The sequence below is a fragment of the Ruegeria sp. CE9 genome (assembly GCF_056537425.1).
Window position 1 is genome coordinate 69,162 of record NZ_JBQFRO010000002.1, and the last position, 26,316, is coordinate 95,477.

The window sequence follows — 26,316 nt, forward strand, 5'->3', positions numbered from 1 at the left end:
ATGCCCGCGAATATCCTGTTTTCCGCACGCGCCGGATTGTGGCCGGAGTACGAGCCTTTGCTGCGCCAGCACCTGGCAGACGCGGGGCTGGATTATCACTTGGCGACAGATATCCCAGCGGATCAGGTCGATTACGTGATCTATGCCCCAACCGGGCCACTACAGGATTTCACACCATACACGCGTCTCAAGGCGGTGCTGGGCCTCTGGGCCGGGGTCGAGAAAATCGCGGGCAATGAAACCCTGACGGTTCCGCTGACACGGATGGTCGACGAAGGGCTGACGCAGGGCATGACCGAATGGGTGGTCGGGCACGTGCTGCGCTATCATCTTGGGATGGATCAACATATCACACAGCAGGATGGCACGTGGTTGCCAGAGGCGCCACCGCTTGCCTCGCAACGCACGGTCTGCATCCTGGGTTTGGGCACTTTGGGAGAGGCCGCTGCCCGCGCATTGGTGGCGTTGAATTTCAATGTCACCGGATGGAGCCGCACCGCAAAGGATATCCCCGGCGTGACCTGCCTGCATGGTGCTAACGGGCTGCGCGAGGCGTTGTCGCAAGCCGAGATCGTGGTTCTATTGCTGCCCGATACCCCAGCGACCGAGAATACGCTCAACGCTGAAACGCTCGCCCTATTGCCGAAAGGGGCCAAGATCATCAATCCGGGGCGTGGGCCGTTGATCGAAGACGATGCCATGCTGGCGGCGTTAGATTCCGGTCAGGTTGGGCATGCCACGCTGGACGTGTTTCGCACTGAACCCTTGCCGTCCGAACACCCGTATTGGGCGCATCCCAACGTTACCGTAACGCCGCATATCGCCTCGGAAACCCGCCCCATCACTACAGCAAAGGTGGTTTGCGAAAACATCCGCCGAGGTGAGGCAGGAGAGCCATACCTGCACCTCGTTGATCGGGACCTAGGCTACTAGGCTGCAATCAATCCGCGACCTTTCAGCAGGGCTTCGACGCCGGGTAGGCGACCGCGAAAGGCAAGATACAGGTCTTCGGCCTCGCGCGATCCTCCGGTAGATAAGATGTTGTCCTCCAACGCTTTGGCCCGTTCCGGATCAAACGCACCGCCTGCTTCCTCGAAGGCGGCGAACGCATCGGCATCCATGACCTCGGACCACATGTAGCTGTAATAGCCAGAGCTATAGCCGTCGCCTGCAAACACATGCGCGAAATGCGGTGTTGCATGACGCATGCCGATCGCTGGGGGCATGCCGATCTCAGCCAGAACTTCGGCCTGTCTCGCCATCGGGTCAGCAGGTGCCGTTCCATTATGGAATGCCAGATCTACAAGTGCCGAGGCGACATATTCCACCGTCTGAAATCCCTGATCGAAATTGGCGGCCTTCAGCACTTTCTCCAGCATCTCCTGCGGCATCGGCTCATCGGTTTCGGCGTGGGTTGCAAATTCGGCCAAAACCTCAGGCACTTCAAGCCAGTGTTCATAAAGCTGGCTTGGCAGCTCCACGAAATCCCGCGCGACGGATGTGCCCGAGATGCTTTCATAGGTCACGTTGGACAGCATTTGGTGCAGGGCGTGGCCGAATTCGTGGAACAGCGTTCTCGCATCGTCATATGACAGCAGCGCTGGGTCACCTTTGGCAAAGTTGCAGACATTGATCACGACCGGGGCTTGCTCTTTCGGGAATTTCGCCTGCCCACGCATCGCGCTGCACCATGCACCCGAACGCTTCGATCCGCGGGCGAAATAATCGCCGATGAAGACGGCAATGTGCTGGCCGTTCCGCGTGACCTCCCACGCACGACAGTCGGGATGGTAGAGAGGTACATCCAGTGGCGTAAATTCCAGCCCGAACAGACGGTTGGCGCAGGCAAACGAGGCCTCGATCATCCGGTCCAGTTGCAAGTACGGCTTCAGCGCGGCCTCATCCAGATCATGCTCGGCCTTGCGCCGTTTTTCGGCATAGTAGCGCCAGTCCCAGGTCTCCAACGGGCCATTAACACCCTCTTCCTGCATCATCTGCGTTAGCAGACCGGCATCCGCATCCGCGCGGGTTTTTGCGGGCTCCCAGACCTGCATCAATAGCTCGCGAACGCGATCCGGAGTTCGCGCCATTTCGGTTTCCAGCTTGTAGTCGGCAAAGCTGTCATAGCCGAGCAACTTGGCCCGTTCCTCTCGCAAGGCCAGAATCTCAGCCGCAATCTCGCGGTTGTCAGTCTCTCCGCCATTCGCGCCGCGCGCCGCCCAGGCACGATACGCTTTTTCCCTGAGATCGCGGCGAGGCGAAAACTGAAGGAACGGCACGATCAACGAGCGTGACAGGGTCACAACCGGGCCATCCGCGCCCTTTTCCTGACCAGCTGCGCGGGCCGCATCAACGACGAACCCCGGCAGTCCTTCCAGGTCTTCTTCGGTCAGGTCCATGAACCAATCGCGTTCATCCGCCAACAGGTTTTGTGTGAAGGACGTGCCCAATGATGCCAAGCGCGCCTTGATCTCTTGCATCCGTGCATCGTCATCGCCGGTCAGCGAAGCGCCTGCGCGCACAAACCCGCGATGCGACAGCATCAACACGCGCGCCTGTTCGTCCGTCAGTTCCAAGTCGCTCCGTCGATCCCACAGATCCGCCACCCGCTGAAACAGGTCTTTGTTCGAGGAAATCCGCGAGTAATGCGCCGCCAGTTTCGGGGAAAACGCGCGCTGCAGCTCCTCGCGCTTGGAGTTGCTGTCGGCACCCGCAACTGTGAAGAAGACCGACAGAACCTTGTCCATCTGTTCCCCGGCAGCCTCAAGTGCCTCGATCGTGTTGGCGAAGGTGGGCGTATCCGGATTTGCTGAAATCGCCGCGATCTCAGCATCATGCGCTTGCATCGCCTGTTCCAGTGCAGGGGCAAAATCATCGTCCGAAATCGTGGCAAACGGCGCGATTTCGAAGGGCGTGTTCCAGTCGGACAGGATCGGGTTGGTCATTGAGGTCTCCTTTGACCTCATAGCTAAGACCGTGTGGCAGAATGATCCAGTGCTAGCCCGGATTTTGATCCCCTGAACCGCAAACCGGGCAGTCTGCGCGGCGCGCCAAGGTGATCTTGCGGCTTTCACCATAAAGCGCATCGTAGATCAGCATCTCACCCCGTAACGCCTGCCCGGCACCAGTGATCACTTTGATCGCTTCAACCGCCATCATCGAGCCAACCACGCCGGGCAACGGGCCGATCACACCCGCCTCGGCGCATGAGGGCGCAAGACCGGGGGCTGGCGCTTCGGGGAAAATGCACTGATAGCAGGGGCCCGAGGTGGCGGGGTCGAACACGCTCAGCTGTCCTTCCCATTGCGACAGCGCGCCCGAGATCAACGGTTTGCCCAGTGCCACGGCCGTTCGGTTGGCCAGATAACGGGTCTCGAAATTGTCGGTACCATCTAGGATAAGATCAAAGTCGGCGAATAGATCTGCGGCAATCTCTTCGGTCAGACGACGGTGATAGGGCAGGACCACCACATTGGGGTTCTGCGCCACCATGGCCTGCTGAGCCGAAAAAACCTTGGGCATGCCGATATCCGCATCGCGATGGATCACTTGCCGTTGCAGGTTGGCATTCTCGACCTCATCATCATCGATCACACCAATGGTGCCTACTCCGGCCGCGGCCAGATATTGCAGCGCGGGCGCGCCAAGGCCCCCGGCCCCGATCACCAGCACACGCGCCTGTTTCATCCGCTTTTGACCCGGGCCGCCAAGTTCGCGCAACACAATATGGCGGGCATAGCGTTCAAGTTCGGTTTCGCTGAATTGATCGGATGGCATGGCGGGCTCCGTCGTTGGGCCGGGCGCGGCGCGATTGCGCAACGCCTTGATGCCCCGCCCATAAAGCAGAACCAGCAGAGCCACGCCAGCGAGGATCAGCCACATCCCCGCAGACCCACCAGTCGCTTGGCGCAATGGATTGCCCTCGGGCAACACGAGTTGAGCAATGATCACGCCCGTCAGCAATGCGCCAACAGAAACCATCCGCGCGTTGCGCGACACGCCAGCCATATAGCCGACGCCCCAAAGCCCGGCGGCCAAAATCAGAACCAGCAGCATCAGCCCCGACCGGTTGATCCGAACCCGCCCGCGCCGCGGTCGGTTTCACTGAGAACCTCAACACCTTCAAAAGTGGCATGCACAACAGGCGCAACAACCAACTGCGCGATACGCTCGCCATGTGTGATCTCGAACGGGTCCTGACCTGCATTCATCACGATCACACCCAGCGGGCCACGATAATCGCTGTCTATAGTACCCGGAGTGTTGGGCAAGGTAATCCCGTGCTTCAAAGCGAGGCCCGAACGTGGTCGCACCTGAACTTCATAGCCTTGCGGTATTTCGATCCGGAGGCCCGTGGGCACCAGCGCACGATGGCCCGGGTCTAGGGTAATCGATGCGCCATCCGGCAGGTTGGCACGCACATCTGCCCCGGCAGCGCCCGATGTTTCATAAGACGGCAAAGGCACCGACGGATCGGCCCCTTCCTCGCGGATCACACGAATTGCCACCATCACTGCACCTCTAGTCTTTTGGTTCTTGTTCGCTCAGCGCCTCAGCGATCCTGTTCGCCAACCGCTTTGCCACGTCGTCTTTACCCATGCGCGGCCATTCCTCGGCCCCTTCGTCAGAGATCAGGATCACAGCATTCTCGGACCCGCCCATGATGCCTGTCGCAGGGCTAACATCGTTCGCAACGATCCAGTCACACCCCTTACGGGTGCGTTTGGCGGTGGCGTGTTCGATCACATTATCCGTCTCAGCCGCAAAGCCCACAACCAAACCGGGCCGGTCCGTTTCCAGATGGGCAATGCGCTTGAGAATATCCGGGTTCTCGGCAAAGTTTAGCGCGGGCATTCCATCGCGGCTTTTCTTCAGCTTTTTGTCTGATGCGCCAGACACCCGCCAATCGGCCACGGCGGCCGCGAATATGCCTGCATCTACAGGAAGTGCCGCATCTACCGCATCTGACATCTGTTGTGCTGTTTCGACCCGCACAATATTCACCCCGTCAGGGGGTGGCACGTCAGCCGGGCCTGTGACAAAGGTAACTTCGGCCCCCAGCGCAGCCAGCGCACGGGCCACAGCCGTTCCCTGCGCGCCCGAGGATCGGTTGGCGATGTAGCGTACCGGGTCAATCGGCTCATGCGTGGGGCCGGAGGTCACCAGAATGCGCTTGCCTGCCAAGGGACCCGCCGCAAGTTGTGCTTCGATCGCAGCGACGATCTCCAGCGGTTCTGACATGCGGCCCGGGCCGTATTCACCGCAGGCCATATTACCCTCGTTCGGGCCGACAAACCGTACTCCATCCGCTTCTAGCTGCACTTGGTTGCGTCCGGTCGCTGGATGCTCCCACATACGAACGTTCATCGCGGGTGCGCACAGAACCGGCGTGTCGGTCGCCATCAGCAGGGTTGAGGCCAGATCATTCGCCAATCCGCCTGCCATCTTGCCCATCAGATCGGCAGTTGCAGGCGCAACCACGATTAGATCAGCCGAACGGGACAGTTGGATATGCCCCATCTCGGCCTCGTCGGTCAGGTCAAAGAGGTCTCGATAGACCTTCTCGCCAGCCAAGGCAGACACGGATAGCGGGGTCACAAACTCTTCGGCAGCGCGGGTCAGAACCGGCGTGACTGCCGCCCCGCGTTCCCGCAAGCGACGGATCAGGTCCAGCGACTTATAGGCCGCGATTCCACCGCCGATGATCAGCAGAATGCGTTTGGATGACAGCATGTTTCGCCCTTCCCGTCCCGGTCGGCCCTGACATTAGGCAACGCTGCCGGGCAGTTCCAGCAGTTAATTCTGCACCTCGAAGGCTTTGCAGGGGTCCTCACGCTCAGCCGCGGGGCTATCGATCACGGCGTCAAACTCTCCGTCCACTATCCCATCTTCGGATTGGCCCAGCACAAAGACCCTAAGACCCGGGCGCAGACGTGACAGAAATGTTGGAATACCGCGATCCTTTCGCGCGTGGCCGTTGCCGGTGATTACCGCAATCGGCCCGCCAGTCTCATCTGCGGCCTTCAAAATGGCACGGGCCAATACAGCATCGCGCAGCCGCTGAATCGCGACCATCTGCGGCAGCGCTTCGGCGGGCAAGGCATCACAATGCGCCGCCAGTTGCTCAGCCTCTCGTGCGGATTGCTCTTCAGCCGACAGCGGCACGGTCAGTCCGTATCTGGCCGCATCCGCACCCAATGCGGTGGCCGCCCCACGCTCCATCGCAGCGCGCGCGGCTGCTCTGGGGACCATCGCGCCGTAAACCGGCACGTTCGCCGCCTGAAAAACAGGGTAATACATACTGAGCGGAGGCCAGCCGGATTCGGCCCAACGCAGCATTCTAGACAGCTCATCTGGATTGGTTGCCGCTTTCTGCGCTAACCGCTGAGCCCCTTCTTCGGTCACCATTTCCCAGACAACCGCTGAAGGCTCTATCTCTCCAACCGCTTCGGCCTGAACAAGGTGATGCTGCGGGTTGTCATGAATCTCGCCCAGAATAACGACATCCGCCGAACGCATGTCGTCCAGTACATCCTGAGGAATAAGTTCATCCGCGCGGCTTGTTCCGGGCAAAGCCAAGAACACCGCGAAAGCTGCAAGAATCGCAATTGGTCTCATGCGAAGAAGTGTTGCACCTCGCGCGATTGCGCTTCAAGGTTCTTGCGCATCTTGATGAACGCCGCCGCCTCAAGCTGACGCACGCGTTCTTTCGACAGGCCAAGCTCCTGACCGAGGCTTTCCAGCGTTCTTGCGGGTTCACGCAACTTGCGTTCTCGCACGATAAATTGCTCACGATCGTTCAAGGCTTTCATCGCGGCCACCAGCCATTCGCGCAATTGCTGATTGTCATGGCTGTTCTCGACGGTTTCGGCGGCCTGTTCGCTTTCATCTTCCAGTGCATCGATCCATTCGCGCCCATCCTCGTCCGCCGATTGCACCGCGTTCAGCGAAAAATCCGATCCGGCAAGCCGACCCTCCATCATTTCCACATCCCGCAATGGAACACCGATTTCAGTGGCGATCATCTGATGTAACTGATGACGGTCCAAATCCAGACCTTCAGTCGCTGCTTCGCGCTCGAGCCGCGCCTGCACGCGGCGCATATTGAAGAACAGAGACTTCTGGGAAGAGGTCGAACCGGTACGCACCATCGACCAGTTGCGCATGACATAATCCTGAATGCTGGCCTTGATCCACCAGACCGCATAGGTGGAAAACCGAACGCCCCGATCCGGGTCAAACTTGTCGGCGGCTTTCATCAAGCCAAGGCCGGCTTCTTGAATCAGGTCGTTCATCGGCGCACCATAGCGCCTGAACTTCGCCGCCATTGAAATCGCCAACCGCATATAGGCAGTAATCAAACGATGCAGCGCTTGCTCATCCCGATCATCGCGCCACGCATAGGCCAGCCTTAACTCAGTCTCGGCATCCAGCAATTCCGCTTTCATTGCCTGCCGGGACATCGAAAAATCATGTGCGTTGTCCAGTGCCATGCAATTCTCCCCTTAATCACAGACTATGCGCCGGGCTTGCTTTGCCGACTCAGGGTCGATACGCAGAGCAAAACCGGGTGGATCACCAGAAAGGTAATAAAAGTGCATCCCGATTTAACCTTTGTCTTGGGCGGCGCGGCATCCGGAAAGTCCCTTTTTGCGGAGCAACTTGTTGTTACAACTGGGAAAAGGCGTGTTTATCTGGCGACTTCACAAGTGTTTGATGACGAAATGCGCCTAAAAATCAGGCAACATATTGCACAACGCGGCAGCGGATGGATGACAATCGAAGCGCCATTCGACCTCTCACCCGAACTTGCAAAGCTGACGGCTGATCAGGTTTGCCTGATCGATTGTGCAACCATGTGGCTGACAAATCACTTGCTTGCAGAGAATGATCTTGAGGACGCGCAGGCCAGACTTCTGAACGCGTTGACAAACTGCGCGGCGCAGATCGTCATTGTCTCAAATGAGGTTGGTCACGGGATTGTACCAGACAACGCGCTGTCCCGCCGCTTCCGCGAAGCGCAAGGTCGGCTAAATATTGCGCTGGCCGCGCAGGCCGATCGTGTTGTGCAGGTTACGGCGGGGCTGCCATTGGTTCTGAAAGGCGCGCCGCTGTGACTCGTCTGCATTTGGTGCGGCACGGCCCAACCCACGCAAAAACCATGGTGGGGTGGTCAGATATCCCGGCTGATCTGAGTGATCACGCTGCTATCGCCCGCCTCAACGAACATCTGCCATCGAACGCCGTTGTTGTCTCATCAGACCTATCGCGCGCAGTTGATACAGCAACTGCAATTCAAGCCAAGCGCCACCGCCTGCCACATCAAAGTGAACTGCGCGAAATCAATTTCGGCACTTGGGAGATGCGCCCCTTTGCCGAGATTGAAGCCGAAGACCCCGAACTGAGTTTTGCCTATTGGGACAACCCAGGCGACGTCAGGCCACCGGGTGGTGAAAGCTGGAACGAGGTGCGCAGTCGCATTGACGCGGCCATTGATGCCTTGATCGCAACCCATATCGGACAAGACCTGATTGTGGTCGCCCATTTTGGTGTGATCCTGACACAAGTCCAACGGGCGTTAGACGTCGAGGCGCAAGAGGCCTTCGGCCACCGTATCGATAATCTCTCGGTCACAGAGATTTTGAGACATGACGCTGGGTGGTCCGTAGAGCAGATCAATCACCGACCGTGATCGGGTTGCACACAAATCACTGATTTACGGACGCGCATCGACCCGCCATCGTTCGCTCATGACTTATGAACTTTTTATCGGTGACCGCTTGTTTTCAAGCTGGTCGTTGCGCGGTTGGTTGATGCTTGAGAAATTCGGCCTGCCATACCGCACCAAGATGATTGGCCTCTATTCCGGGACGATGGCCGCGGATATGGAAGCACTGGCGCCAGCACGTTTGGTTCCCGCGCTGCGTCTGCCGGACGGCACGGTGGTTGGCGAGAGCCTTGCCATGGCCGAGACCTTGGCGGAACACCACCCCGAAGCAGGGCTTTGGCCCACGGACGTAGCCGCCCGCGCGACGGCACGATGGCTTTGCGCTGAAATGGTCGCGGGTTTTACCGCTTTAAGGGGGCAATGCCCGATGCAATTGAAATATCGTTGGGAAGGGTTCAAGCCCTCTCCTGACACGCTTGCGGACCTCCACCGGATCGAAACCCTGTGGGCCCACGCTCGTAATATTTCGGGGACTGCGTCGGGTCCATTGTTCGGCGCTTATTCATTGGCCGATGTCTTCTACACGCCGGTCGCGGCCCGGATCGTCGGCTACGACCTGCCCGTATCGGATGCCAATCACGCTTACTGTGTCGAGCTGCTTTCAGACATGTCCGTTCGGCAATGGCGCGCTATGGGCCTGACGGTCGCTTATGAACCATTTCCCTATGCGCAGGACCTTCCCGCCAAAAACTGGCCGATTGGCGGGGATACAAAGGCGTCGGCGATCAGCACTGGCCCATCGAAAAACGCCACCTGTCCCTATTCGGGCAAACCAGTGAACGATTATCTGGAACTCGACGGCAAGATCTGGGGATTATGCAATCCATTTTGCCGAGACAAAACTGTTGCCGATCCCGACGCCTGGCCAAAATTCACGGCGATGATCAGCGGCGTTAACGATTCCTAAACCGCAGCCATGGCAGCAACGTCCTGTTAACCAAGAACAGGATTGCCATGGTCGCCCGCGCCCACACCGTTGCTTTTCAGGGGGTCGATGCCCGCCCGGTCGAGGTGCAATGCGCCGTTTCTCCGGGCCTACCAGCGTTTTCCATCGTCGGCTTACCAGACAAGGCTGTGTCCGAGGCGCGTGACCGTGTGCGCAGTGCGCTAAGTTCGATGGCCATCGCGCTGCCTTCCAAACGGATTACCATCAATCTGTCTCCGGCTGATTTACCCAAAGAAGGCAGCCATTTTGATCTGCCCATTGCGGTCGCCTTGTTGACCGCTTTGGAAATCATTCCAGCGGATGCCGCTGAGGGCGCGGTTGCGTTGGGCGAATTGTCATTGGATGGCTCTCTGGTTCCAGTCGTCGGCGCTTTGCCCGCTGCCATGACCGCAGCCGCCGAGGATCGCAGCCTGCTTTGCCCCAGCGCCTCAAGCGCTGAAGCTGCGTGGGTGGATGCCACTCAGGTGATCGGAGCCGGGTCCTTGGGGGATGTGGTGCGCCACTTTACTGGCCAAGCCGCCCTGCCCGCCGCCACACCGGGCGAAGTGAACCTTTCGCCCAGCGCGAGAGACCTACGGGACGTGAAAGGACAGGAACGCGCCAAACGGGCGTTGGAAATCGCTGCAGCCGGGCGGCACCATTTGATCATGATCGGCACTCCGGGGTCTGGCAAATCCATGCTGGCTGCTCGCCTGCCCGGGATATTGCCACCCTTGACACCGGTCGAAGCGCTGGAAACATCCATGATCCAATCGCTATGCGGCCTGCTGGACGAAGGCGGCATTAGCCGCGCAAGACCGTTTCGAGAGCCACATCACACGGCTTCGATGGCCGCCATCGTGGGCGGTGGTAAAGGCGCAAAGCCGGGTGAAATCTCATTGGCGCATAACGGCGTTTTGTTCATGGATGAATTCCCCGAGTTCCCACGCACCGTTCTTGAAACCTTGCGCCAGCCGATTGAAACCGGCGAGGTGATGGTCGCGCGCGCAAACGCCCATGTGAAATATCCCTGCCGGTTCATGCTGGTGGCCGCCGCCAACCCATGCAAATGCGGATATCTGACAGACCCATCCCGCGCGTGTTCTCGTGTTCCGGTCTGTGGCGAGGATTATTTGGGCCGTATCTCAGGGCCGCTGATGGACCGCTTCGATCTGCGGATCGAAGTTCCACCGGTCGGCTTTACCGATCTCGACCTACCGCCTTCCGGCGACAGCTCGGCCACAGTCGCGGCACGGGTTGAAGCGGCGCGCGCTATCCAGGCAGATCGCTTTTGCGACACGCCGGAAACCCGACAAAATGCGGACGTCGAAGGGAACTTGCTAGAAGAAATCGCCGCCCCTGACGCAGAAGGCAAAGAGTTGTTGCTGAAGGCCGCCGAACGTTTCGGTCTATCGGCCCGCGCCTTTCACCGCATCCTGCGGGTGGCACGAACCATCGCCGATCTCGACGCAGAACCCGATGTACGCCGCCCCCATGTGGCCGAGGCGCTAAGCTTTCGCATCAGCGCCAAGGCAGGTGCTTAAAGCTTGGCCTCAATCGCCTGCCAAATCTTCTCGGCAATGTTCACGCCGTTAAACCGCTCAAGCTCTTGAATGCCGGTAGGCGAGGTTACGTTGATCTCGGTCAGATAGTCGCCAATCACGTCGATACCGACAAAGATCTGTCCGCGTTCTTTCAACAGCGGCCCGATCGCAGCGCAGATTTCCAAGTCGCGTTCGGTCAGGCCGATCTTCTCGGGACGTCCGCCCACATGCATGTTTGAACGAGTTTCACCCTCGGCCGGTACACGATTGATGGCACCGACAGGCTCGCCATCAACCAAAATCACACGCTTATCGCCATTGCGCACGTCCGGCAGGAATTCTTGCGCAATCAAGGGCTCACGCGAGAAGCCTGTGAACAGCTCATGCAGCGACGTCAGATTGCGGTCATTCGCGTCCAGACGGAACACACCAGCCCCGCCATTGCCATAAAGCGGCTTGAGGATGATATCGCCGTGCTTTTCCTTGAACGCCTTAATGGTCTGCAAATCCCTTGCAATCGTGGTGGGCGGGGTCAATTCAGGGAAATCCAGAACCAGCAGTTTTTCGGGATAGTTCCGTACCCAGAACGGATCGTTCACCACCAGGGCCTTCCCCTTAAGGCGGTCCAGCAAATGGGTCGACGTGATGTAATGCATATCAAACGGCGGGTCCTGCCGCAGCCAGATGACATCAAATTCAGCCAGATCCACGTCACGCTCAGGGCCCAGCACAGCCGGGTCGCCAGCGACTCGTTGCACCGTCATGTCATGCCCGCGCGTAGTGATCTTGCCTTCCTGATACGCAAGGTGATCCGGGCCATAAAAAAACAGTTGATGGCCGCGCGCCTGCGCCTCTTCTGCCAGACGGAACGAGCTGTCGGCGTTGATATCCACGGCCCCGATCGGGTCCATCTGAAAGGCGATCTTCATGGTGTATCCCTCAATTCCACGCCCGATACATGGCGCAGAGACTTGACGGGTTCAATGGGGATCAGTCCAAACCAAAGGCGTTTTCGATGATTTGAACAGCCCCGGCGTCATCTACCAGCGCTGCGTCAAACCGAGAATTCGTCAACTGCCCGTTAGGCTCGTGCTCAAGATACTGGGCAGCGGATGCACAAATCCGATCCATCTGTCGGCGGCTGATCCGGACGGCTGCGCGTTCGAAACTGCGGCTTTTCTTGACTTCAACGAAGACCAGGCCATCCGCATTTCGCGCGATCAGATCAATTTCACCGCCAGTACCACGCCACCTGCGTCTTGCGATTGAATAACCTCGTCGCTCGTATTCGGAGGCCACGCAAAGCTCCGCCGATTGTCCAGCGTGATAGGATACCGAACCCTGAACGGATCGCCCTGCCATATCATCCCTTTCCCAGCTTCAGAGCCTTCTGATAGATCGGACGTCGCGGCAGGCTGAACATTTCTGACACCAAATCTGCAGCATCCCGCACCGAATGTGTTTCCAAGGCTTTCATCAAAGCCTCTTCTACGTCAGACTCCTTAACAGATTGCGAATGGGCGCGATCCACAAGCAAAACGACCTCGCCCTTAACCGATGCGCCCTCGTACTCGGCTGCGAGATCAGCGAGCGTGCCACGACGCGTTTCTTCGAACTTCTTCGTCAGTTCACGGCACAGCGCGGCTTGCCGGTCCCCACCAAGAATGTCGGCCAGATCGGCAAGGCAACCGGCCACACGCTTGGGCGATTCATAGAAGACAAGCGTTCCCGGGACGCTGCGCAGAGCTTCGATTCGCGAACGCCGTGCGCCAGAGGCATTGGGTAGGAACCCGGCGAAGAAAAATGCATCCGTGGGAAGCCCGGCCAACGTCAGCGCCGTCAACACGGCAGACGGTCCCGGCGCACAGGTCACGGTGTACCCAGCCTCAGCCGCCTGACGACCCAGATCATAGCCGGGATCGGCGATCAGCGGCATTCCCGCCTCGGACGCGTAAGCCACCGATTGCCCTTGTTCCAGCGCTTCAAGTATTTTGCCCCGCGCGCCCGCGCCGCTGTGATCGTGGTAGGTCAATATGCGGCGCCCTTCGAGCGGTACGCCATGGATTTCCATCAACCGACGCAGGCTGCGGGTATCCTCGGCGGCAATCATGTCGGCCGAGGCCAGCACATCCAGCGCCCTGAGCGTAATGTCGCGCGCCGTCCCGATTGGGGTGGCAATAAAGTACAGCCCAGCGGCCAATCTGATCTTTTGGAAATTCAAAGCTGGACCCTCACAGCGTGACGTTTATTATCGCGGTTCAATAGACCAAGGTGCCCTCAGACGCCGGATCAGGGAGTTTTCTTTTAGATGTTTACCGTTTGCAAGCCCGCACGCAAACTGGCGAAATCCGCCATTGTTCTGGCCACGGCCGTTTTTCTGGCCGCCTGCGAAGTCGGAGGCATTGGCGGAGGGCCTTCGATCGACACCTCTGACCCGGTGCCGGTGGCCCTGCTGGTCCCAAGCGGATCGCCTCAGTCCGGTGACGCGGCCCTTGCCCGAAGCCTTGAAAACGCGGCGCGGCTGGCCATCGCAGATTTGCCGAACGTCAAGATTGATCTGCGCGTGTATGACACCGCTGGCAATGCTGGAACGGCCTCAGCCGTCGCACAGCAAGCGGTGGCAGACGGGGCCAAGATCATTCTTGGACCAGTTTACGCCCAAGCGGCCAATGCGGCGGGCCTTGCGGTTTTGAGCAATAACGTCAACGTGCTGTCCTTCTCAAACAACACCAGCATCGCGGGCGGAAATGTCTATGTGCTTGGTCCCACCTTCCAGAACACGGCCAATCGGCTGGTGAACTACGCCGGACAGCAGGGCAAAAACAGCACAGTCATCGTGCATAGCAACGATTCTGCGGGTCAGCTCGGCCAGTCCGCGATTGCCACCGCGCTTAGCAACAGCCGCGTCAACAATGCGGGAACGGTTGGGTATGACCGGTCTCAACAAGGCGTGATCGATTCGGTTCCTGCGATCAAAGCAACGGTCGATTCGACCGGTGCGGATTCGATTTTCCTGACTGCAACCACGGCAGGCGCGCTGCCGCTCTATAGCCAATTGCTGCCCGAGGCAGGCGTATCCCCTGCAACAACCCAGTATATCGGCCTGACACGTTGGGACATCCCGGCTCAGACGCTGGAATTGCCTGGTGTTCAGGGCGGGTGGTTTGCGCTGCCTGATCCGGCAAAGGCACAGGCCTATCGCCAGCGGTACAACAACACGTATGGCGAGGCGCCACACCCGATCTCTGGGCTGGCCTATGACGGGATCGCAGCAATCGGAGCGCTGGTCAGCCAAGGCAAATCCGATGCCCTGACAGGGGCAGCACTGACCCAAAACGCCGGATTTCAGGGTGTCGGCGGTATCTTCCGCCTACGACCGAACGGTACGAATGAACGCGGTCTGGCTGTTGCCACGATCCAGAACAAACAGGTGGTTGTGATTGACCCTGCCCCACAAAGCTTCTCTGGCGCCGGATTCTGAGCGACCGGCGCAGAATTCTGCGCTCGAAGCCAAACTGATTTGTCCGGCTGACGAGATTTTTGACAGTGCCAAGGTCAACGCCAGCCTGGCCGATGCGGTTAAAAACACTTCGGACAATGCCGCCCTGCGTGCCGAAACGGTGCGTATTCTGCGCGACGCCCAAAAGGACGGACGCAAAGCGATTGCTGATGCTTTTGCACAACGCCCGTTCGACGCGCGACCGCTGACACATTCCTACACCTTTCTAACTGATCAGATGGTTTGCACCGCGATGCGCGTCGCGAGCGAGCATTTGCACCCTCTGGCAAACCCCACCCAAGGCGAGAAGATCGCTGTTCTGGCTGTCGGTGGGTATGGGCGGGGTGAGATGGCACCCTCGTCTGACGTGGACCTGCTGTTCCTGACCCCGTACAAGATCACCGCGTGGGCCGAGAGTGTGATTGAGTCCATGCTGTACATCCTGTGGGATCTTCGGCTGAAGGTCGGACATTCTTCGCGCACGATCAAAGATTGCCTGCGACTAGGGGCCGATGATTTTACCATCCGGACTGCGATGTTGGAGCAGCGCTATCTGGTTGGGGATCAGGCATTGGCGCTTGAGCTTGAGGCGCGTCTGAAAACCGAGTTGTTCAAAGGCAGCGAACGCGAGTTCATTGAAGCCAAGCTGAAAGAGCGGGATGAGCGGCACCTGAAGCAGGGTGAACGCTATATGGTCGAGCCGAATGTCAAAGAGGGCAAGGGCGGCCTTCGCGATCTGCAATCACTCTACTGGATCGCCAAGTATATCTATGGCGTGAAAGATGTCGCTGAACTGGTCCCGATGGGCCTATTCACCCCTGAAGAGTTCAATGAGTTCGTTCAGGCCGAAGATTTCATATGGGCCGTTCGGTCGCATCTGCATCTGGTGACGGGCCGCGCTACCGAACAGTTGACTTTCGATCTGCAGGTCGAGGTGGCCGAACGTATGGGATACGAAGACCGCGCCGGTCGGCGCGCCGTCGAAGTGTTCATGCAACGCTATTTCCGTGAAGCCACCCGCGTGGGCGAGCTGACCCGCATCTTTTTGACTAAGCTAGAAGCCTCACACATGAAGGGCGCGGCTTTGCTGGAACGCATCTTCCGCCGCCGTCCTCGGGTCAAGGCCGGGTACAGAGTTGTCCACGGTCGACTGGATATCGCTGAGCCAGACAAATTTCTGCAAGACAAGCTCAATCTGCTGAGACTGTTCGAAGAAGGCCTGCGCACAGGGATGCTGATCCACCCGGACGCGATGCGTCTGGTCACGGCAAACCTGAACCTCATCGACGAAGAGATGCGTAACGACAAAGAGGCGCGGCGCATCTTCCTTGATCTGATGCTGAAACACGGCAACCCCGAACGCGCCCTGCGGCGGATGAACGAATTGGGTGTTTTGTCAGCCTTTTTGCCCGAGTTCGAGCCGATCGTGGCGATGATGCAGTTCAATATGTATCACAGCTATACGGTGGATGAGCACACGATCCAGTGCATTGTCAATCTGGCCCAGATCGAGCGCGGAGAGCTGATCGAAGCACTGCCGCTGGCGTCATCGATCCTTGAAGGAGGCGTCAATCGCAAGGTTCTGTACGTGGCCCTACTGCTGCACGATATCGGCAAGGGGCGGCCCGAAGATCACTCAATCCTTGGCGCGCAAATCGCCCGCAAGGTGGCGCCGCGCCTTGGGCTGAACAAGTCGGACGCAGAAACCGTGGAATGGCTGGTGCGCTATCACCTTTTGATGTCCGATATGGCGCAAAAGCGCGATATCTCGGACCCTCGCACAATCCGCGATTTCGCCAAAGCCGTTGGCACCGTCAAACGGCTGGATTTGTTGACGGTGCTGACAGTTTGCGACATTCGCGGGGTTGGGCCAAACACGTGGAACAACTGGAAAGCCACATTGCTGCGCGCCCTGCACGCAGACACCAAGCGCGCTTTGGAATCCGGGATGGAAGTCCTCAACCGCGCCAATCGCGGGGCCGAGGCGAAAAAACGGTTGCGCGCTGCGTTGGAGAGCTGGTCCAAAACCGATCTGAAGACCGAAACAGGGCGGCACTATGATCCCTATTGGCAGGGTCTGAACCTTTCGACCCATGTCGAGTTTGCGCAAATGTTGAAATCGCTGGAAGACAGCGGCGATCCCGGTGCCGTCGAAATCTGCCTTCATCCGGATGAAGATCGCGACGCGACCCGCGCCTGTTTCGCGATGGGGGATCACCCGGGTATTTTTGCACGGATCGCCGGGGCGCTGGCCCTTGTCGGGGCCAATGTGGTGGATGCTCGTAGCTATACGACCAAAGACGGCTATGTGACTGATGCGTTCTGGATTCAGGACGCCGAAGGTCATCCGTTTGAGGCTTCGCGATTGCCGCGTCTGACCCAGATGATCCACAAGACCCTCAAGGGTGAAGTGGTAGCGCGGGATGCCTTGAAATCACGCGACAAGATCAAGAAACGTGAACGTGCCTTTAACGTCCCAACCCATATCACCTTCGACAACGAAGGATCCGAGATTTACACGATCATCGAGGTTGATACCCGCGACCGGCCCGGTTTGCTCTATGACCTAGCCCGTACGCTGGCGGCGGCGAATGTCTATGTCGCCAACGCCGTCATCGCGACCTATGGCGAACAGGTGGTCGATACCTTCTATGTCAAAGACATGTTCGGCTTGAAGTACCACTCCGAGGCCAAGCAGCGCGGGCTGGAAGCCAAGCTGCGCACGGCCATCACCGAAGGCGCCGAGCGGGCGGCCTCATGAAGCCTATCCGCCTGATTTCGGGCTTCTTCACCGTTGGCTTCTGGACCTTGGCCAGCCGCATTCTGGGCTTCTTGCGAGAGATTCTGCTGACCGCCTATATTGGCCCAGGCCCGGTGATGGACGCGTTCGTTGCTGCGTTCCGTCTGCCCAATATGTTCCGCCGCTTTTTCGCCGAGGGTGCGTTTAATGCAGCCTTTGTGCCGATGTTCTCAAAACGCCTGGAGGGCGGTGAAAACGCCGAAGGTTTTGCACAAGATGCGTTCAACTTGCTGGCCGTGGCAGTGCTGGCTCTCGTCGGTCTGGCGATGGTCTTCATGCCTGCACTGGTCTGGGTAACTGCCGAAGGGTTCTATGGCGATGAACGTTTCGACCTTGCGGTCGACTACGGCTATGTCGTGTTCCCCTACATCCTGTTCATGTCCCTCGCCGCGCTGTTTTCGGGTGTGCTGAACGCGACTGGGCGCTTTGCAGCTGCAGCTGCCGCTCCGGTATTGCTGAACATCTTCGCATGCACTGCCTTGATCTTTGGCGCGATCACGGGTGGTGAGGTCATCCGTTGGCTGATCGTGGTCATTCCGGTTGCGGGCGTCGCGCAATTGGCGCTGGTCTGGGTTGCAACTGAACGCGCGGGCATTCGCATTCGACCCGGCCGGCCAAAGCTAAGCCCGGAAATGCGGCGCATGGTGCGGATCGCGGTGCCGGCGGCGCTGGCCATGGGGGTGACGCAGGTCAATTTGGTGGTCGGGCAGCTTGTGGCTTCAAAAACCGAAAAGGCCGTCAGCTGGTTGTTTGCCGCAGATCGCCTGTATCAATTGCCGCTTGGTGTGGTTGGCATCGCTGTCGGCATCGTACTGTTGCCCGACCTGTCACGCCGGCTGCGTGCTGATGACAAGGATGGTGCACGCAACGCCTTTTCGCGGGCTGGCGAGTTCACACTGCTGCTGACCCTGCCTTCAACGGTTGCCTTCATGATCATCCCCGGCCCGCTCGTGTCGGTCCTGTTTCAACGCGGCCAGTTCAGCGCCGAGGATACAGCGGCCACCGCGTTGGCCGTGGCCATATACGGGGTCGGACTGCCCGCATTCATGCTGCAAAAGCTACTGCAGCCGCTGTTTTTTGCGCGCGAGGATACCAAATCACCGTTTCGATACGCTGTTGTTGCAATGGTGGTGAATGCCGGGCTTGCCTTTGGCCTCTACCCCATTATCGGGTGGATTGCGCCCGCAATCGCAGCATCGACGGCTGGTTGGGCGATGGTGGCGCTGCTTGCAATCGGTGCGCGCAGAATGGGTGATGAGGCCCGGTTTGACGACCGGTTCAAACAACGGATTTGGCGGATCGTTGCGGCCTCAGCAGGCATGGGCGTGGTGTTGTTCGCGGCGATCCAGCTATTCGGATGGACGTTTGACCTGCCGGGTTGGCGTTATCTTGCACTGCTGATGCTCATTATGTCTGCGGCAGCGGCGTACTTCCTTTTGGGACACGTCTTCGGCGCCTTCCGGATTTCAGAGTTCCGAACAGCGCTGCGCCGCAGCTAGTGCCTATTAATCGCGCCGTGTTTTGCTGAGAATGCGTGCCCAGCCACCAGGGGCCAGAAAGAACGACAAGCCAAAGCCTGTGGCGAACCCACCCAGATCGGCAACCCAATCAGAGGTGCCTCCAAAAATCAGGCCGAACAGCAGCTGTATCCCCATAAGAACCGCGATCAGGCTGAAGGCGCGGGATTGGTTTTCCCCGACCAGTGAAAGCTTGCGCCATAATAGCCAGGTAAACGCGCCGATCAGCCCGTAGACCGGAGGGAACCCACCGACCAGCGGATAAGGAGGGTTCAGCAGCAAGGCATAGGCCAGCGCGCCGCCGACACCGGACAGCACAAAGATGATCAGCATGGCGACGCTGCCAAAGACCTCGGCGACCATTTTCCCCATCGCCAAAACAAACACGCAGACAAACACGGCTTGCGTGAAATTTGCTTGGACAAAGGGATAAGTGACAAAGCGGATCACATGCTCGAACGGCCAACGCCCGTTTTGAACCATCCAGTCGAAGATATCGGGCGAGAACGTATACTGCTGCAGCGCATCCAACCGCCACCCGACAGCGGTCGGCCCACCAATCAAGCCCCGGCTGCCCAGCATGAAGGCCAGTTCGATCCCGATAATGAACAGAACCAACGCCACCACCACCGGCGGCAAAGGGTTCACGGGCGGTGTATAATGCTCACTGCTCATTGGGCTGGCCTTCCGCGGCTGTTGACGTCCCTTTGCCTCATGGGTAAGCGACGGGGGCTGATTTTTCCAGACAGGAGTTTCCTTTGATGACCGAGACCCAATTCACGCCCCGCGTGTTTTCCGGCATCCAGCCTTCAGGAAACCTGCACTTGGGTAACTACCTGGGTGCACTCAAACGTTTCGTGGATATGCAAGGACCGGATTTCGAGACCGTCTATTGCATGGTTGACCTCCACGCGATCACTGTCTGGCAAGACCCCGATCGCCTGCGTGAAAAGACCCGCGAAGTCTGTGCGGGGTTCATTGCGGCGGGTCTGGACCCTGAAAAGTCCATTCTGTTCAACCAGAGCCAGGTGCCCGAGCACACTCAGCTGGCCTGGATTTTCAACTGCATCGCCCGGATTGGCTGGATGCAGCGGATGACTCAGTTCAAGGACAAGGCGGGCAAGAATGCTCAGAACGCCTCTTTGGGTTTGTTTGCCTATCCTGCGCTGATGGCAGCCGATATTCTGGTGTATCACGCGACCCATGTGCCGGTTGGTGAGGATCAGAAACAGCATCTGGAACTGACCCGCGATATCGCGATCAAGTTCAACCACGATTATGGCGCCGACTTCTTCCCTGTGACCGAACCGGTCATCGGTGGCCCAGCGCCGCGCGTGATGAACCTGCGCGACGGATCGCGTAAGATGTCGTCCTCGGACCCGTCTGATATGACGCGGATCAATATGACCGACGACGCCGACGCCATCGCCAAGAAAATCCGCAAGGCCAAGACTGATCCGGATGCATTGCCTTCGGAAATCAAAGGGCTTGAAGAGCGTCCCGAGGCGCGCAACCTGGTGAATATCTACGCCGCGCTCAGCGATCAGACAGCCGAGCAGGTTCTGGCAGAGGTTGGCGGCAAGCAGTTCGGTGAGTTCAAGCCAATGCTGGCTGAATTGGCGGTTGAAAAGCTGTCGCCCATCTCGTCCGAGATGGCGCGCCTGATGGGAGAAGAGGCTGAGATCGATCAGATTCTTGCCCGTGGTGCTGAACGCGCTCGGGCCATCGCATCACCGATCTTGCAGAAAACCTACGAGATTGTCGGCATGGTAGGCGCAGGGAAGTCGTAACCGCAGATTAGAAAAACAAAACGCCGCCCCATCACGGGCGGCGTTTTTCGGTTTGTCGTCTCTCAGGCGGCCTGCGGGCGCAGCATCTCATGCACGATAGATTCGGCAACCTCATGTGGGCTGACCCCTTCGATACTGGCTCTGGTCAGAATTCGATCCATCGTCTGTTCAAGCGCCTGCAATCGATCGGCAACCCAGGCCTCGCTCTCGGCGATACGCAAGATTTCTGTCGCCACATTCACGATGCCTCCACCATTGGCGACGAAATCAGGCGCATACAGAATGCCGCGCTGGTGAAGCAATTGCGCATCCGCGTCGCTGGCCAATTGGTTATTCGCGCCCCCTGCCACTGCACCAACCTGTAAGAGTGGAATGCTCGTTTCGTTCAGGATACCTCCGATCGCGCAGGGGGCGAAAATATCTGCTTCGACGCCGTAGATCGCATCTGGTGCAACCGCCTTTGCTGCATACCGTTCGGCCACGCGCGCCGACTGCCGGGCATCGATATCTGTCACGATCAGCTGTGCGCCTTCATCGTGCAACAATTGGCAAAGATGCTCACCCACGTGACCAAGGCCCTGAACGGATACGGTCAGGCAACCAAGACTGGATTGCCCAAACCGATGCTGCGCCGTAACGCGGATGGCATTGAAGATCCCACGCGCAGTGATCGGTGATGGATCCCCGCTGGCAAACGCGCCTTCTGCCAAACCGGCCACATATGTGGTCCCCGACCCGATATGCGCCATGTCAGCCGGTGTCATGCCCATGTCCTCTGCGGTCCAATACTGGCCGCTCAGGCTTTCGATCACTTGTCCAAAAGCCCGCAAAAGCTCGGGCGATTTATCGACCTGCGGGTCACCAATAATGACGGCTTTGCCGCCCCCAAGTGGAAGGTCAGCCGCAGCGTTTTTGAAAGTCATGCCTCTCGCCAATCGCAGGGCATCGTGCAACGCCTCAGCCGCATGCCCATAGGGGCGCATCCGCACACCACCAGCCGCAGGACCGCGTTGGGTCGAGTGAATAGCGATATAGCCCAAAAGACCAAGTGTGCTGTCTTTGAATTCAACCACGCGCTCGTGCTCTGGCGCGTCTATGACGGTGATGTCCATTCTTCTCCTCCGGGCTATCCCGTGGAGTTTGCCACCTATTAGCGAGCGATTTTCACCTAAATGTCGCTATCTTTGGCGGTATTTTAGTGATATTCTACACTCAGACTAGCTCTGATAGCGCTTTCCACCATGGACGACATCGATTCCAAGATAATTCGCGCCCTTCAAAACGACGGCCGCATGACCGTGATCGATCTGGCTGATCATGTTGGGTTGTCTTCCACACCCTGCGCGCGCCGTCTGGATCGGTTGCAGCGAGACGGAATAATAACGGGTTATACTGCCCGGATTGATCCCGAGCGGCTTGGGTTCGGCGTTACGATCTTTGTATCTGTCGAATTGGAGAAGCAGGATCGGAATGCCATTGATTCTTTCGAAAAGGCCATTCGCCGCTGTGACGAGGTGATGGAGTGTTACCTTATGACCGGATCGCGGGATATCCTGCTGCGTGTTGTGGCCAAAGACCTCAACGCGTTTGATGCGTTTTTGGAGAACCGTCTGATGAAAATCCAAGGGATCCGAAATCTGCGATCGAACTTTGCCTTGCGCACCATGGTCAAGCGTGAGGCGTTGCCCATGCCACGTGGATAATCTGCTGGACCTTACGCCAACCCCAACCTAGGTTTCCCGAAGCTTGAGGGAGGGCGCAATGGCAGTCGGCAAAAACATCCGCACCTATTTCGATGGGCAATGGCATGACGGGGACGCCCCGATCATGCGCGCAGCTGACCATGGCGCATGGCTGGGCTCATCCGTGTTTGACGGTGCCCGGTTCTTCAACGGGCTCACCCCGGATTTGGATGCTCATTGCGCGCGGGTCAATCGCTCGGCCGAGGCGTTGATGCTGACGCCTATGGTGAGTACCGAACAAATGGTCGAACTGGTGCATGAAGGACTTCAAAGCTATGCGTCGGACACCGCAGTTTATATCCGACCGATGTATTGGGGAATCGATGGAGATCAGACCGCGATTGTGCCACAGGAAGACAGCACCGGATTTGCCATCTGCCTCGAAGAAATTCCAATGGCGCCCGAGACCGCCTCGGCGACGCTGACGACCACCCGCTTTCGTCGTCCTGTGCTTGAGTCGGCTGTCGTTAACGCCAAGGCCGGATGCCTCTACCCCAACAACGCAAGGATGCTGCGTGAGGCGCGCAACAAGGGGTTTTCAAATGCGCTGGTTGCTGATGCGATGGGGCACGTGGCGGAAACTGCGACCGCGAATATTTTCATGGTCCGTGATGGTGAGGTTTTCACCCCGATTCCAAACGGAACCTTCCTGGCCGGGATCACCCGCGCGCGCCACATCAAAAACCTGCGCGATGATGGCGTGACCGTGCACGAAACAGTCCTTAGCTTTGATGATTTTCACCAGGCCGACGAAGTCTTCATGAGCGGCAACATGAGTAAGATAACCCCGGTCACCGCGTTGGATGATACGCAGTATCAGGTCGGCCCAATTGCCCGCCGCGCACGCGAAATGTACTGGGATTGGGCGGCGGACAATCGTTGACCCGATCCTGCCTGTTTCGGTTGCCTCAGTGCCTGCTGTCAGGCATGATCCTGAAAACAAACGAGGACAAATATGCGCAAGTTCCTAGTCGTTCTGGATGACAGCCGCGAGTGCCTGAACGCCATGCGCTTTGCTGCCATGCGCGCGGCCCATACCGGCGGCGGAGTTACGGTTCTTTCGGTTATTCCACCAGACGAATTCAACCATTGGATCGGCGTAGCTGAAGTGATGCGCGAAGAAGCGCGCGAACGCATTCACGCGCATTTTGAAGTTTTCGCAAAGTGGATGCGCGACAAGCAAGGGGTCGAACCCGAATTGGCCATCCGCGAAGGCGATCCGGTCCCCCAGATCATCGAACATGTCCAATCCGACACCGAAATAGGGGTGCTAGTGCTGGGTGCTGGGACCGACAAGAAAGGCCCCGGACCGCTGGTCACGCAGTTGACCCGGAACTCTGGCAGCCTTCCCATTCCGATCACAATTGTTCCCGGCGACCTGAGCAAGGAAAAGCTGGAAGCCATTACCTGAGGCCAGCCCATGTCTGCCAAGCTGCAGTTCTGGTTCGATTTCGCATCAACCTATTCTTACCTCAGCGCGATGCGGATCAAACAGGCGGCGTCCGCAAAAGGGGTTTTCGTGGAATGGCAACCCTTTCTTCTTGGACCGATCTTTGCGGAACAGGGCTGGAACACCTCGCCATTCAATCTCTATCCCGCAAAAGGGCGGTACATGTGGCGCGATATGAAGCGACTCTGTACAGCCCGCAATCTGCCCCTTAAACAACCAGACCCGTTTCCGCAGAATAGTCTGAAAGCAGCGCGTCTGGCGTTGGCGGTTGAGCAAGGGCATCAGAGAGCCGCTTTTACAAGGGCGGTCTACTCAGCACAGTTTGGGGCTGGGCAGAACATCTCGGACCCTTCGGTTTTAGCCGATTGCCTTATTGCAGCGGATGTTTCACCTGAAACTTTGGAACGGATGGGTGATCCGCAGATCAAAACGGTCCTGTTTGATCAGGTCGATCAGGCCAAGGCCCTGCACATATTCGGCGCGCCAAGTTTTATCACCGGGGATGAGTTGTTTTGGGGCGACGACCGCCTGGATGACGCAATTTCTCATGCGTACGCAATTTAGAACGGTTCCAAATCTTGACTTCCCCAGCCCGGGCGCGCATATCAGAGGCACCTTAGACGGAGCTGCGACATGTTCATTCAAACCGAATCCACACCTAACCCGGCAACATTAAAGTTCCTGCCCGGCCAGACGGTTCTGGAAGCGGGCACCGCAGATTTTCCAAGCGCCGAAGCCGCCGAAAAATCGCCGCTGGCGCAGCGTATATTCGGCGTGAACGGCGTGACAGGCGTGTTTTTCGGCAATGATTTCGTCACTGTTACCAAATCCGAGGACGTGCAATGGGATCACATCAAGCCCGCCATCCTTGGCGCTGTGATGGAACATTACCAGTCTGGCCAACCGGTCATGGGCGCGGATGCAGAAACGGCCTCGGGCCACGCTGAACATACGGGTGAAGATGCCGAGGTCGTCAACCAGATCAAAGATCTGCTGGACAGCCGGGTGCGTCCCGCTGTGGCGCAAGACGGCGGCGACATTACGTTCCACGGCTTTGATCGGGGCGTAGTCTACCTGCACATGCAGGGCGCTTGCGCTGGCTGCCCCTCCTCGACCCTGACGCTGAAAATGGGGATCGAGAATCTGCTGCGTCACTACATTCCCGAAGTGACCGAGGTTCGCCCTGTTGCGGTCTGACCCGACAATCCTTGCATTTGACACATCGGCCGCGCATTGCGCGGCCGCTTTGTTGCAAGACGGCCAAACTATCGCGACTCATGCTGAAGCGATGACCCGAGGGCAGGCCGAACGGTTGATGCCATTGCTCGAAGAGCTGTTGACCCGGAACAGCTGCACGTGGAAGTCGCTTGACGCGATTGGCGTTGGAATAGGCCCCGGCAACTTCACCGGCATTCGTATTTCGGTATCCGCAGCGCGCGGTTTGGCGCTTGGGCTGGGTGTTCCCGCCGTCGGTGTGTCCGGCTTTGACGCTCTGGCAGAATTGGCGCCCGCTGGTCATCTGCCAGCGATTCCTGCCCCGCGTGATCAGGTTTATGTGCAGCCCGCGGGTGAAGCGGCTCGATTGACCTCACGTCAGTTGGCAGAAGAAATGGGCCCCCTGTATTTCTGTAGCAGCCCGGAACAGCAGGCAAACGCGATCGCGCTGATTGCTGCGGCCCGTTGGACTGATGTGCAAGCCCCACCAGCCCCTTTCTATGTTCGTCCCGCCGATGCCGCGCCCTCCAGCGATATCCCACCGGTGCTGTTGGACGAATGACACCGCAGGAAATGGCGGATATCCACGCAGCCGCGTTCAGCCAGTCTCGGCCATGGGCCGCTGATGAATTCGCCGAATTGTTGGCCAATCGCTTTACCTATATCATTGGAGATGCAAGATCTTTTGCTCTGATCCAAGTCATCGCCGATGAGGCTGAGCTTTTGACAATCGCGACTCACCCTGACCATCAAAGACAAGGGCTGGCTCGGACCATCATGTCAGAGTGGCACGCCAAAGCACGGTTTCTTGGCGCAACCCGCGCCTTTCTGGAGGTCGCCGAAGACAACCAACCGGCTATCGCCCTGTACCAATCCTGTGGATACACGCCATGCGGTAGGCGCAGTGCGTATTATCAACGCAAAACCGGCCAAAACGTCGATGCGATTGTCATGGAATGCCTTCTAAACGGCAAATAATCACTTTTTTAGACCATATGGTCAAAAATCAGTTGACCGAAGCTGTTGCAAACAGCCTTAATTCCCGCCATCACAACAGGTATGCTCGCTCTGAGTGGGTACCAGGGGATTGAGCCCCGGACCGATAA

At 58.3% G+C, this 26,316-nt stretch carries 27 protein-coding genes; 16 read left to right on the plus strand and 11 right to left on the minus strand.

The genetic code is table 11. The features are described from left to right. A complete protein-coding gene (locus tag ACR0B3_RS04830; RefSeq protein WP_480808087.1) occupies positions 1-933 on the plus strand; it encodes a 2-hydroxyacid dehydrogenase in 933 nt (310 codons plus the stop codon). On the opposite strand, the gene ACR0B3_RS04835 is transcribed toward ACR0B3_RS04830, so the two are convergent. From ACR0B3_RS04835 to ACR0B3_RS04860, 6 genes are all read right to left on the minus strand, one after another. Then, positions 930-2,945 carry a M3 family metallopeptidase gene (locus ACR0B3_RS04835; RefSeq protein WP_480808088.1) on the minus strand — a complete coding sequence of 672 codons (2,016 nt, stop codon included), beginning with the start codon at positions 2,943-2,945 and terminating at the stop codon, positions 930-932. The two genes, ACR0B3_RS04830 and ACR0B3_RS04835, sit on opposite strands and share 4 nt — an antisense overlap. 52 nt (positions 2,946-2,997) lie before the next feature. Next, a complete protein-coding gene (locus ACR0B3_RS04840) occupies positions 2,998-4,056 on the minus strand; it encodes a HesA/MoeB/ThiF family protein (RefSeq protein WP_480808089.1) in 1,059 nt (352 codons plus the stop codon). Further along, complete coding sequence (dut, locus tag ACR0B3_RS04845) at positions 4,056-4,511, minus strand: dUTP diphosphatase (protein WP_480808090.1); 456 nt, start codon at positions 4,509-4,511, stop codon at positions 4,056-4,058. The genes ACR0B3_RS04840 and dut overlap by 1 nt, the downstream gene beginning before the upstream one ends. A gap of 10 nt (positions 4,512-4,521) precedes the next feature. Further along, positions 4,522-5,733: a bifunctional phosphopantothenoylcysteine decarboxylase/phosphopantothenate--cysteine ligase CoaBC gene (gene coaBC / locus ACR0B3_RS04850; RefSeq protein WP_480808091.1), complete on the minus strand. Its 1,212-nt coding sequence runs from the start codon at positions 5,731-5,733 to the stop codon at positions 4,522-4,524. Positions 5,734-5,796: 63 nt separating this feature from the next. After that, a complete protein-coding gene (locus ACR0B3_RS04855; protein WP_480808092.1) occupies positions 5,797-6,618 on the minus strand; it encodes a ChaN family lipoprotein in 822 nt (273 codons plus the stop codon). Further along, complete coding sequence (locus ACR0B3_RS04860) at positions 6,615-7,493, minus strand: RNA polymerase factor sigma-32 (RefSeq protein ID WP_480808093.1); 879 nt, start codon at positions 7,491-7,493, stop codon at positions 6,615-6,617. The genes ACR0B3_RS04855 and ACR0B3_RS04860 overlap by 4 nt, the downstream gene beginning before the upstream one ends. A gap of 102 nt (positions 7,494-7,595) precedes the next feature. Here ACR0B3_RS04860 and cobU point away from each other — a divergent pair, with 102 nt between their 5' ends. The 4 genes from cobU to ACR0B3_RS04880 are packed head-to-tail and all read left to right on the plus strand — an operon-like array spanning position 7,596 to position 11,197. Beyond that, positions 7,596-8,117 (plus strand): bifunctional adenosylcobinamide kinase/adenosylcobinamide-phosphate guanylyltransferase, encoded by a 522-nt coding sequence (gene cobU / locus ACR0B3_RS04865; RefSeq protein ID WP_480808094.1) that lies wholly within the window; start codon positions 7,596-7,598, stop codon positions 8,115-8,117. Next, positions 8,114-8,692, plus strand: coding sequence for a histidine phosphatase family protein (locus ACR0B3_RS04870; protein ID WP_480808095.1), 579 nt, complete (start codon positions 8,114-8,116; stop codon positions 8,690-8,692). The genes cobU and ACR0B3_RS04870 overlap by 4 nt, the downstream gene beginning before the upstream one ends. A 58-nt stretch (positions 8,693-8,750) precedes the next feature. After that, complete coding sequence (locus tag ACR0B3_RS04875) at positions 8,751-9,635, plus strand: glutathione S-transferase (protein WP_480808096.1); 885 nt, start codon at positions 8,751-8,753, stop codon at positions 9,633-9,635. A gap of 47 nt (positions 9,636-9,682) precedes the next feature. After that, the gene (locus ACR0B3_RS04880; RefSeq protein ID WP_480808097.1) at positions 9,683-11,197 is read left to right on the plus strand and encodes a YifB family Mg chelatase-like AAA ATPase; all 1,515 of its coding nucleotides are present in this window, start codon (positions 9,683-9,685) and stop codon (positions 11,195-11,197) included. On the opposite strand, the gene gshB is transcribed toward ACR0B3_RS04880, so the two are convergent. The 3 genes from gshB to rsmI all read right to left on the minus strand — a co-directional run bounded on the left by gshB (position 11,194) and on the right by rsmI (position 13,418). Beyond that, the gene (gshB, locus tag ACR0B3_RS04885) at positions 11,194-12,126 is read right to left on the minus strand and encodes a glutathione synthase (RefSeq protein WP_480808098.1); all 933 of its coding nucleotides are present in this window, start codon (positions 12,124-12,126) and stop codon (positions 11,194-11,196) included. The two genes, ACR0B3_RS04880 and gshB, sit on opposite strands and share 4 nt — an antisense overlap. 61 nt (positions 12,127-12,187) lie before the next feature. Continuing rightward, positions 12,188-12,559: a YraN family protein gene (locus ACR0B3_RS04890; protein WP_480808099.1), complete on the minus strand. Its 372-nt coding sequence runs from the start codon at positions 12,557-12,559 to the stop codon at positions 12,188-12,190. 1 nt (position 12,560) lies between these two features. Continuing rightward, positions 12,561-13,418 (minus strand): 16S rRNA (cytidine(1402)-2'-O)-methyltransferase, encoded by an 858-nt coding sequence (rsmI, locus tag ACR0B3_RS04895; RefSeq protein WP_480808100.1) that lies wholly within the window; start codon positions 13,416-13,418, stop codon positions 12,561-12,563. Between the two features lie 87 nt (positions 13,419-13,505). On the opposite strand from rsmI, the gene ACR0B3_RS04900 reads away from it, so the two are divergent. Genes ACR0B3_RS04900 through murJ form a run of 3 tightly spaced genes read left to right on the plus strand, consistent with a single transcriptional unit; the run spans position 13,506 to position 18,995 of the window. Beyond that, a complete protein-coding gene (locus tag ACR0B3_RS04900; RefSeq protein ID WP_480808101.1) occupies positions 13,506-14,678 on the plus strand; it encodes a penicillin-binding protein activator in 1,173 nt (390 codons plus the stop codon). Then, positions 14,638-17,457, plus strand: coding sequence for a [protein-PII] uridylyltransferase (locus ACR0B3_RS04905; RefSeq protein ID WP_480808102.1), 2,820 nt, complete (start codon positions 14,638-14,640; stop codon positions 17,455-17,457). The genes ACR0B3_RS04900 and ACR0B3_RS04905 overlap by 41 nt, the downstream gene beginning before the upstream one ends. Continuing rightward, positions 17,454-18,995, plus strand: coding sequence for a murein biosynthesis integral membrane protein MurJ (gene murJ, locus ACR0B3_RS04910; RefSeq protein WP_480808103.1), 1,542 nt, complete (start codon positions 17,454-17,456; stop codon positions 18,993-18,995). Before ACR0B3_RS04905 ends, murJ begins: the two co-directional genes overlap by 4 nt. A 6-nt stretch (positions 18,996-19,001) precedes the next feature. Here murJ and ACR0B3_RS04915 read toward each other — a convergent pair whose 3' ends face one another. Next, on the minus strand, positions 19,002-19,688 hold the full coding sequence (locus ACR0B3_RS04915; RefSeq protein ID WP_480808104.1) for a rhomboid family intramembrane serine protease: 687 nt from the start codon (positions 19,686-19,688) through the stop codon (positions 19,002-19,004). Positions 19,689-19,774: 86 nt separating this feature from the next. Here ACR0B3_RS04915 and trpS point away from each other — a divergent pair, with 86 nt between their 5' ends. Continuing rightward, positions 19,775-20,803 carry a tryptophan--tRNA ligase gene (gene trpS, locus ACR0B3_RS04920; protein ID WP_480808105.1) on the plus strand — a complete coding sequence of 343 codons (1,029 nt, stop codon included), beginning with the start codon at positions 19,775-19,777 and terminating at the stop codon, positions 20,801-20,803. Between the two features lie 62 nt (positions 20,804-20,865). Here trpS and ACR0B3_RS04925 read toward each other — a convergent pair whose 3' ends face one another. Beyond that, positions 20,866-21,915 carry a Glu/Leu/Phe/Val family dehydrogenase gene (locus ACR0B3_RS04925; protein WP_480808106.1) on the minus strand — a complete coding sequence of 350 codons (1,050 nt, stop codon included), beginning with the start codon at positions 21,913-21,915 and terminating at the stop codon, positions 20,866-20,868. Positions 21,916-22,044: 129 nt separating this feature from the next. Between ACR0B3_RS04925 and ACR0B3_RS04930 the strand changes: the two genes are divergently transcribed. From ACR0B3_RS04930 to ACR0B3_RS04960, 7 genes are all read left to right on the plus strand, one after another. After that, complete coding sequence (locus ACR0B3_RS04930; RefSeq protein WP_480808107.1) at positions 22,045-22,506, plus strand: Lrp/AsnC family transcriptional regulator; 462 nt, start codon at positions 22,045-22,047, stop codon at positions 22,504-22,506. Between the two features lie 58 nt (positions 22,507-22,564). Then, a complete protein-coding gene (locus ACR0B3_RS04935) occupies positions 22,565-23,428 on the plus strand; it encodes a branched-chain amino acid aminotransferase (protein ID WP_480808108.1) in 864 nt (287 codons plus the stop codon). 72 nt (positions 23,429-23,500) lie between these two features. After that, a complete protein-coding gene (locus ACR0B3_RS04940; RefSeq protein WP_170685323.1) occupies positions 23,501-23,956 on the plus strand; it encodes a universal stress protein in 456 nt (151 codons plus the stop codon). A 9-nt stretch (positions 23,957-23,965) separates the two neighbouring features. Next, positions 23,966-24,559, plus strand: a complete 594-nt coding sequence (locus ACR0B3_RS04945; protein WP_480808109.1) for a DsbA family protein — start codon at positions 23,966-23,968, stop codon at positions 24,557-24,559. Between the two features lie 69 nt (positions 24,560-24,628). Beyond that, positions 24,629-25,192 carry a NifU family protein gene (locus tag ACR0B3_RS04950; RefSeq protein ID WP_480808110.1) on the plus strand — a complete coding sequence of 188 codons (564 nt, stop codon included), beginning with the start codon at positions 24,629-24,631 and terminating at the stop codon, positions 25,190-25,192. After that, entirely contained in the window at positions 25,182-25,772 is a 591-nt protein-coding gene (gene tsaB, locus ACR0B3_RS04955) for a tRNA (adenosine(37)-N6)-threonylcarbamoyltransferase complex dimerization subunit type 1 TsaB (RefSeq protein WP_480808111.1), read from the plus strand. The genes ACR0B3_RS04950 and tsaB overlap by 11 nt, the downstream gene beginning before the upstream one ends. After that, the gene (locus ACR0B3_RS04960) at positions 25,769-26,188 is read left to right on the plus strand and encodes a GNAT family N-acetyltransferase (protein WP_480808112.1); all 420 of its coding nucleotides are present in this window, start codon (positions 25,769-25,771) and stop codon (positions 26,186-26,188) included. The genes tsaB and ACR0B3_RS04960 overlap by 4 nt, the downstream gene beginning before the upstream one ends. The last annotated feature ends 128 nt before the right edge of the window (positions 26,189-26,316 follow it).

Bases quoted from the DNA above. Each gene is read 5' to 3' on its own strand.
- ACR0B3_RS04860 (WP_480808093.1), bottom strand. From the start codon at position 7,493: ATGGCACTGGACAACGCACATGATTTTTCGATGTCCCGGCAGGCAATG.
- ACR0B3_RS04950 (WP_480808110.1), top strand. From the start codon at position 24,629: ATGTTCATTCAAACCGAATCCACACCTAACCCGGCAACATTAAAGTTC.
- ACR0B3_RS04880 (WP_480808097.1), top strand. From the start codon at position 9,683: ATGGTCGCCCGCGCCCACACCGTTGCTTTTCAGGGGGTCGATGCCCGC.
- coaBC (WP_480808091.1), bottom strand. From the start codon at position 5,733: ATGCTGTCATCCAAACGCATTCTGCTGATCATCGGCGGTGGAATCGCG.
- ACR0B3_RS04890 (WP_480808099.1), bottom strand. From the start codon at position 12,559: ATGGCAGGGCGATCCGTTCAGGGTTCGGTATCCTATCACGCTGGACAA.
- ACR0B3_RS04940 (WP_170685323.1), top strand. From the start codon at position 23,501: ATGCGCAAGTTCCTAGTCGTTCTGGATGACAGCCGCGAGTGCCTGAAC.
- gshB (WP_480808098.1), bottom strand. From the start codon at position 12,126: ATGAAGATCGCCTTTCAGATGGACCCGATCGGGGCCGTGGATATCAAC.
- ACR0B3_RS04840 (WP_480808089.1), bottom strand. From the start codon at position 4,056: ATGCTGCTGGTTCTGATTTTGGCCGCCGGGCTTTGGGGCGTCGGCTAT.
- ACR0B3_RS04855 (WP_480808092.1), bottom strand. From the start codon at position 6,618: ATGAGACCAATTGCGATTCTTGCAGCTTTCGCGGTGTTCTTGGCTTTG.
- ACR0B3_RS04925 (WP_480808106.1), bottom strand. From the start codon at position 21,915: ATGGACATCACCGTCATAGACGCGCCAGAGCACGAGCGCGTGGTTGAA.
- ACR0B3_RS04960 (WP_480808112.1), top strand. From the start codon at position 25,769: ATGACACCGCAGGAAATGGCGGATATCCACGCAGCCGCGTTCAGCCAG.
- trpS (WP_480808105.1), top strand. From the start codon at position 19,775: ATGACCGAGACCCAATTCACGCCCCGCGTGTTTTCCGGCATCCAGCCT.
- ACR0B3_RS04830 (WP_480808087.1), top strand. From the start codon at position 1: ATGCCCGCGAATATCCTGTTTTCCGCACGCGCCGGATTGTGGCCGGAG.
- ACR0B3_RS04935 (WP_480808108.1), top strand. From the start codon at position 22,565: ATGGCAGTCGGCAAAAACATCCGCACCTATTTCGATGGGCAATGGCAT.
- murJ (WP_480808103.1), top strand. From the start codon at position 17,454: ATGAAGCCTATCCGCCTGATTTCGGGCTTCTTCACCGTTGGCTTCTGG.
- ACR0B3_RS04915 (WP_480808104.1), bottom strand. From the start codon at position 19,688: ATGAGCAGTGAGCATTATACACCGCCCGTGAACCCTTTGCCGCCGGTG.
- ACR0B3_RS04930 (WP_480808107.1), top strand. From the start codon at position 22,045: ATGGACGACATCGATTCCAAGATAATTCGCGCCCTTCAAAACGACGGC.
- ACR0B3_RS04835 (WP_480808088.1), bottom strand. From the start codon at position 2,945: ATGACCAACCCGATCCTGTCCGACTGGAACACGCCCTTCGAAATCGCG.
- ACR0B3_RS04945 (WP_480808109.1), top strand. From the start codon at position 23,966: ATGTCTGCCAAGCTGCAGTTCTGGTTCGATTTCGCATCAACCTATTCT.
- ACR0B3_RS04875 (WP_480808096.1), top strand. From the start codon at position 8,751: ATGACTTATGAACTTTTTATCGGTGACCGCTTGTTTTCAAGCTGGTCG.
- dut (WP_480808090.1), bottom strand. From the start codon at position 4,511: ATGGTGGCAATTCGTGTGATCCGCGAGGAAGGGGCCGATCCGTCGGTG.
- ACR0B3_RS04900 (WP_480808101.1), top strand. From the start codon at position 13,506: ATGTTTACCGTTTGCAAGCCCGCACGCAAACTGGCGAAATCCGCCATT.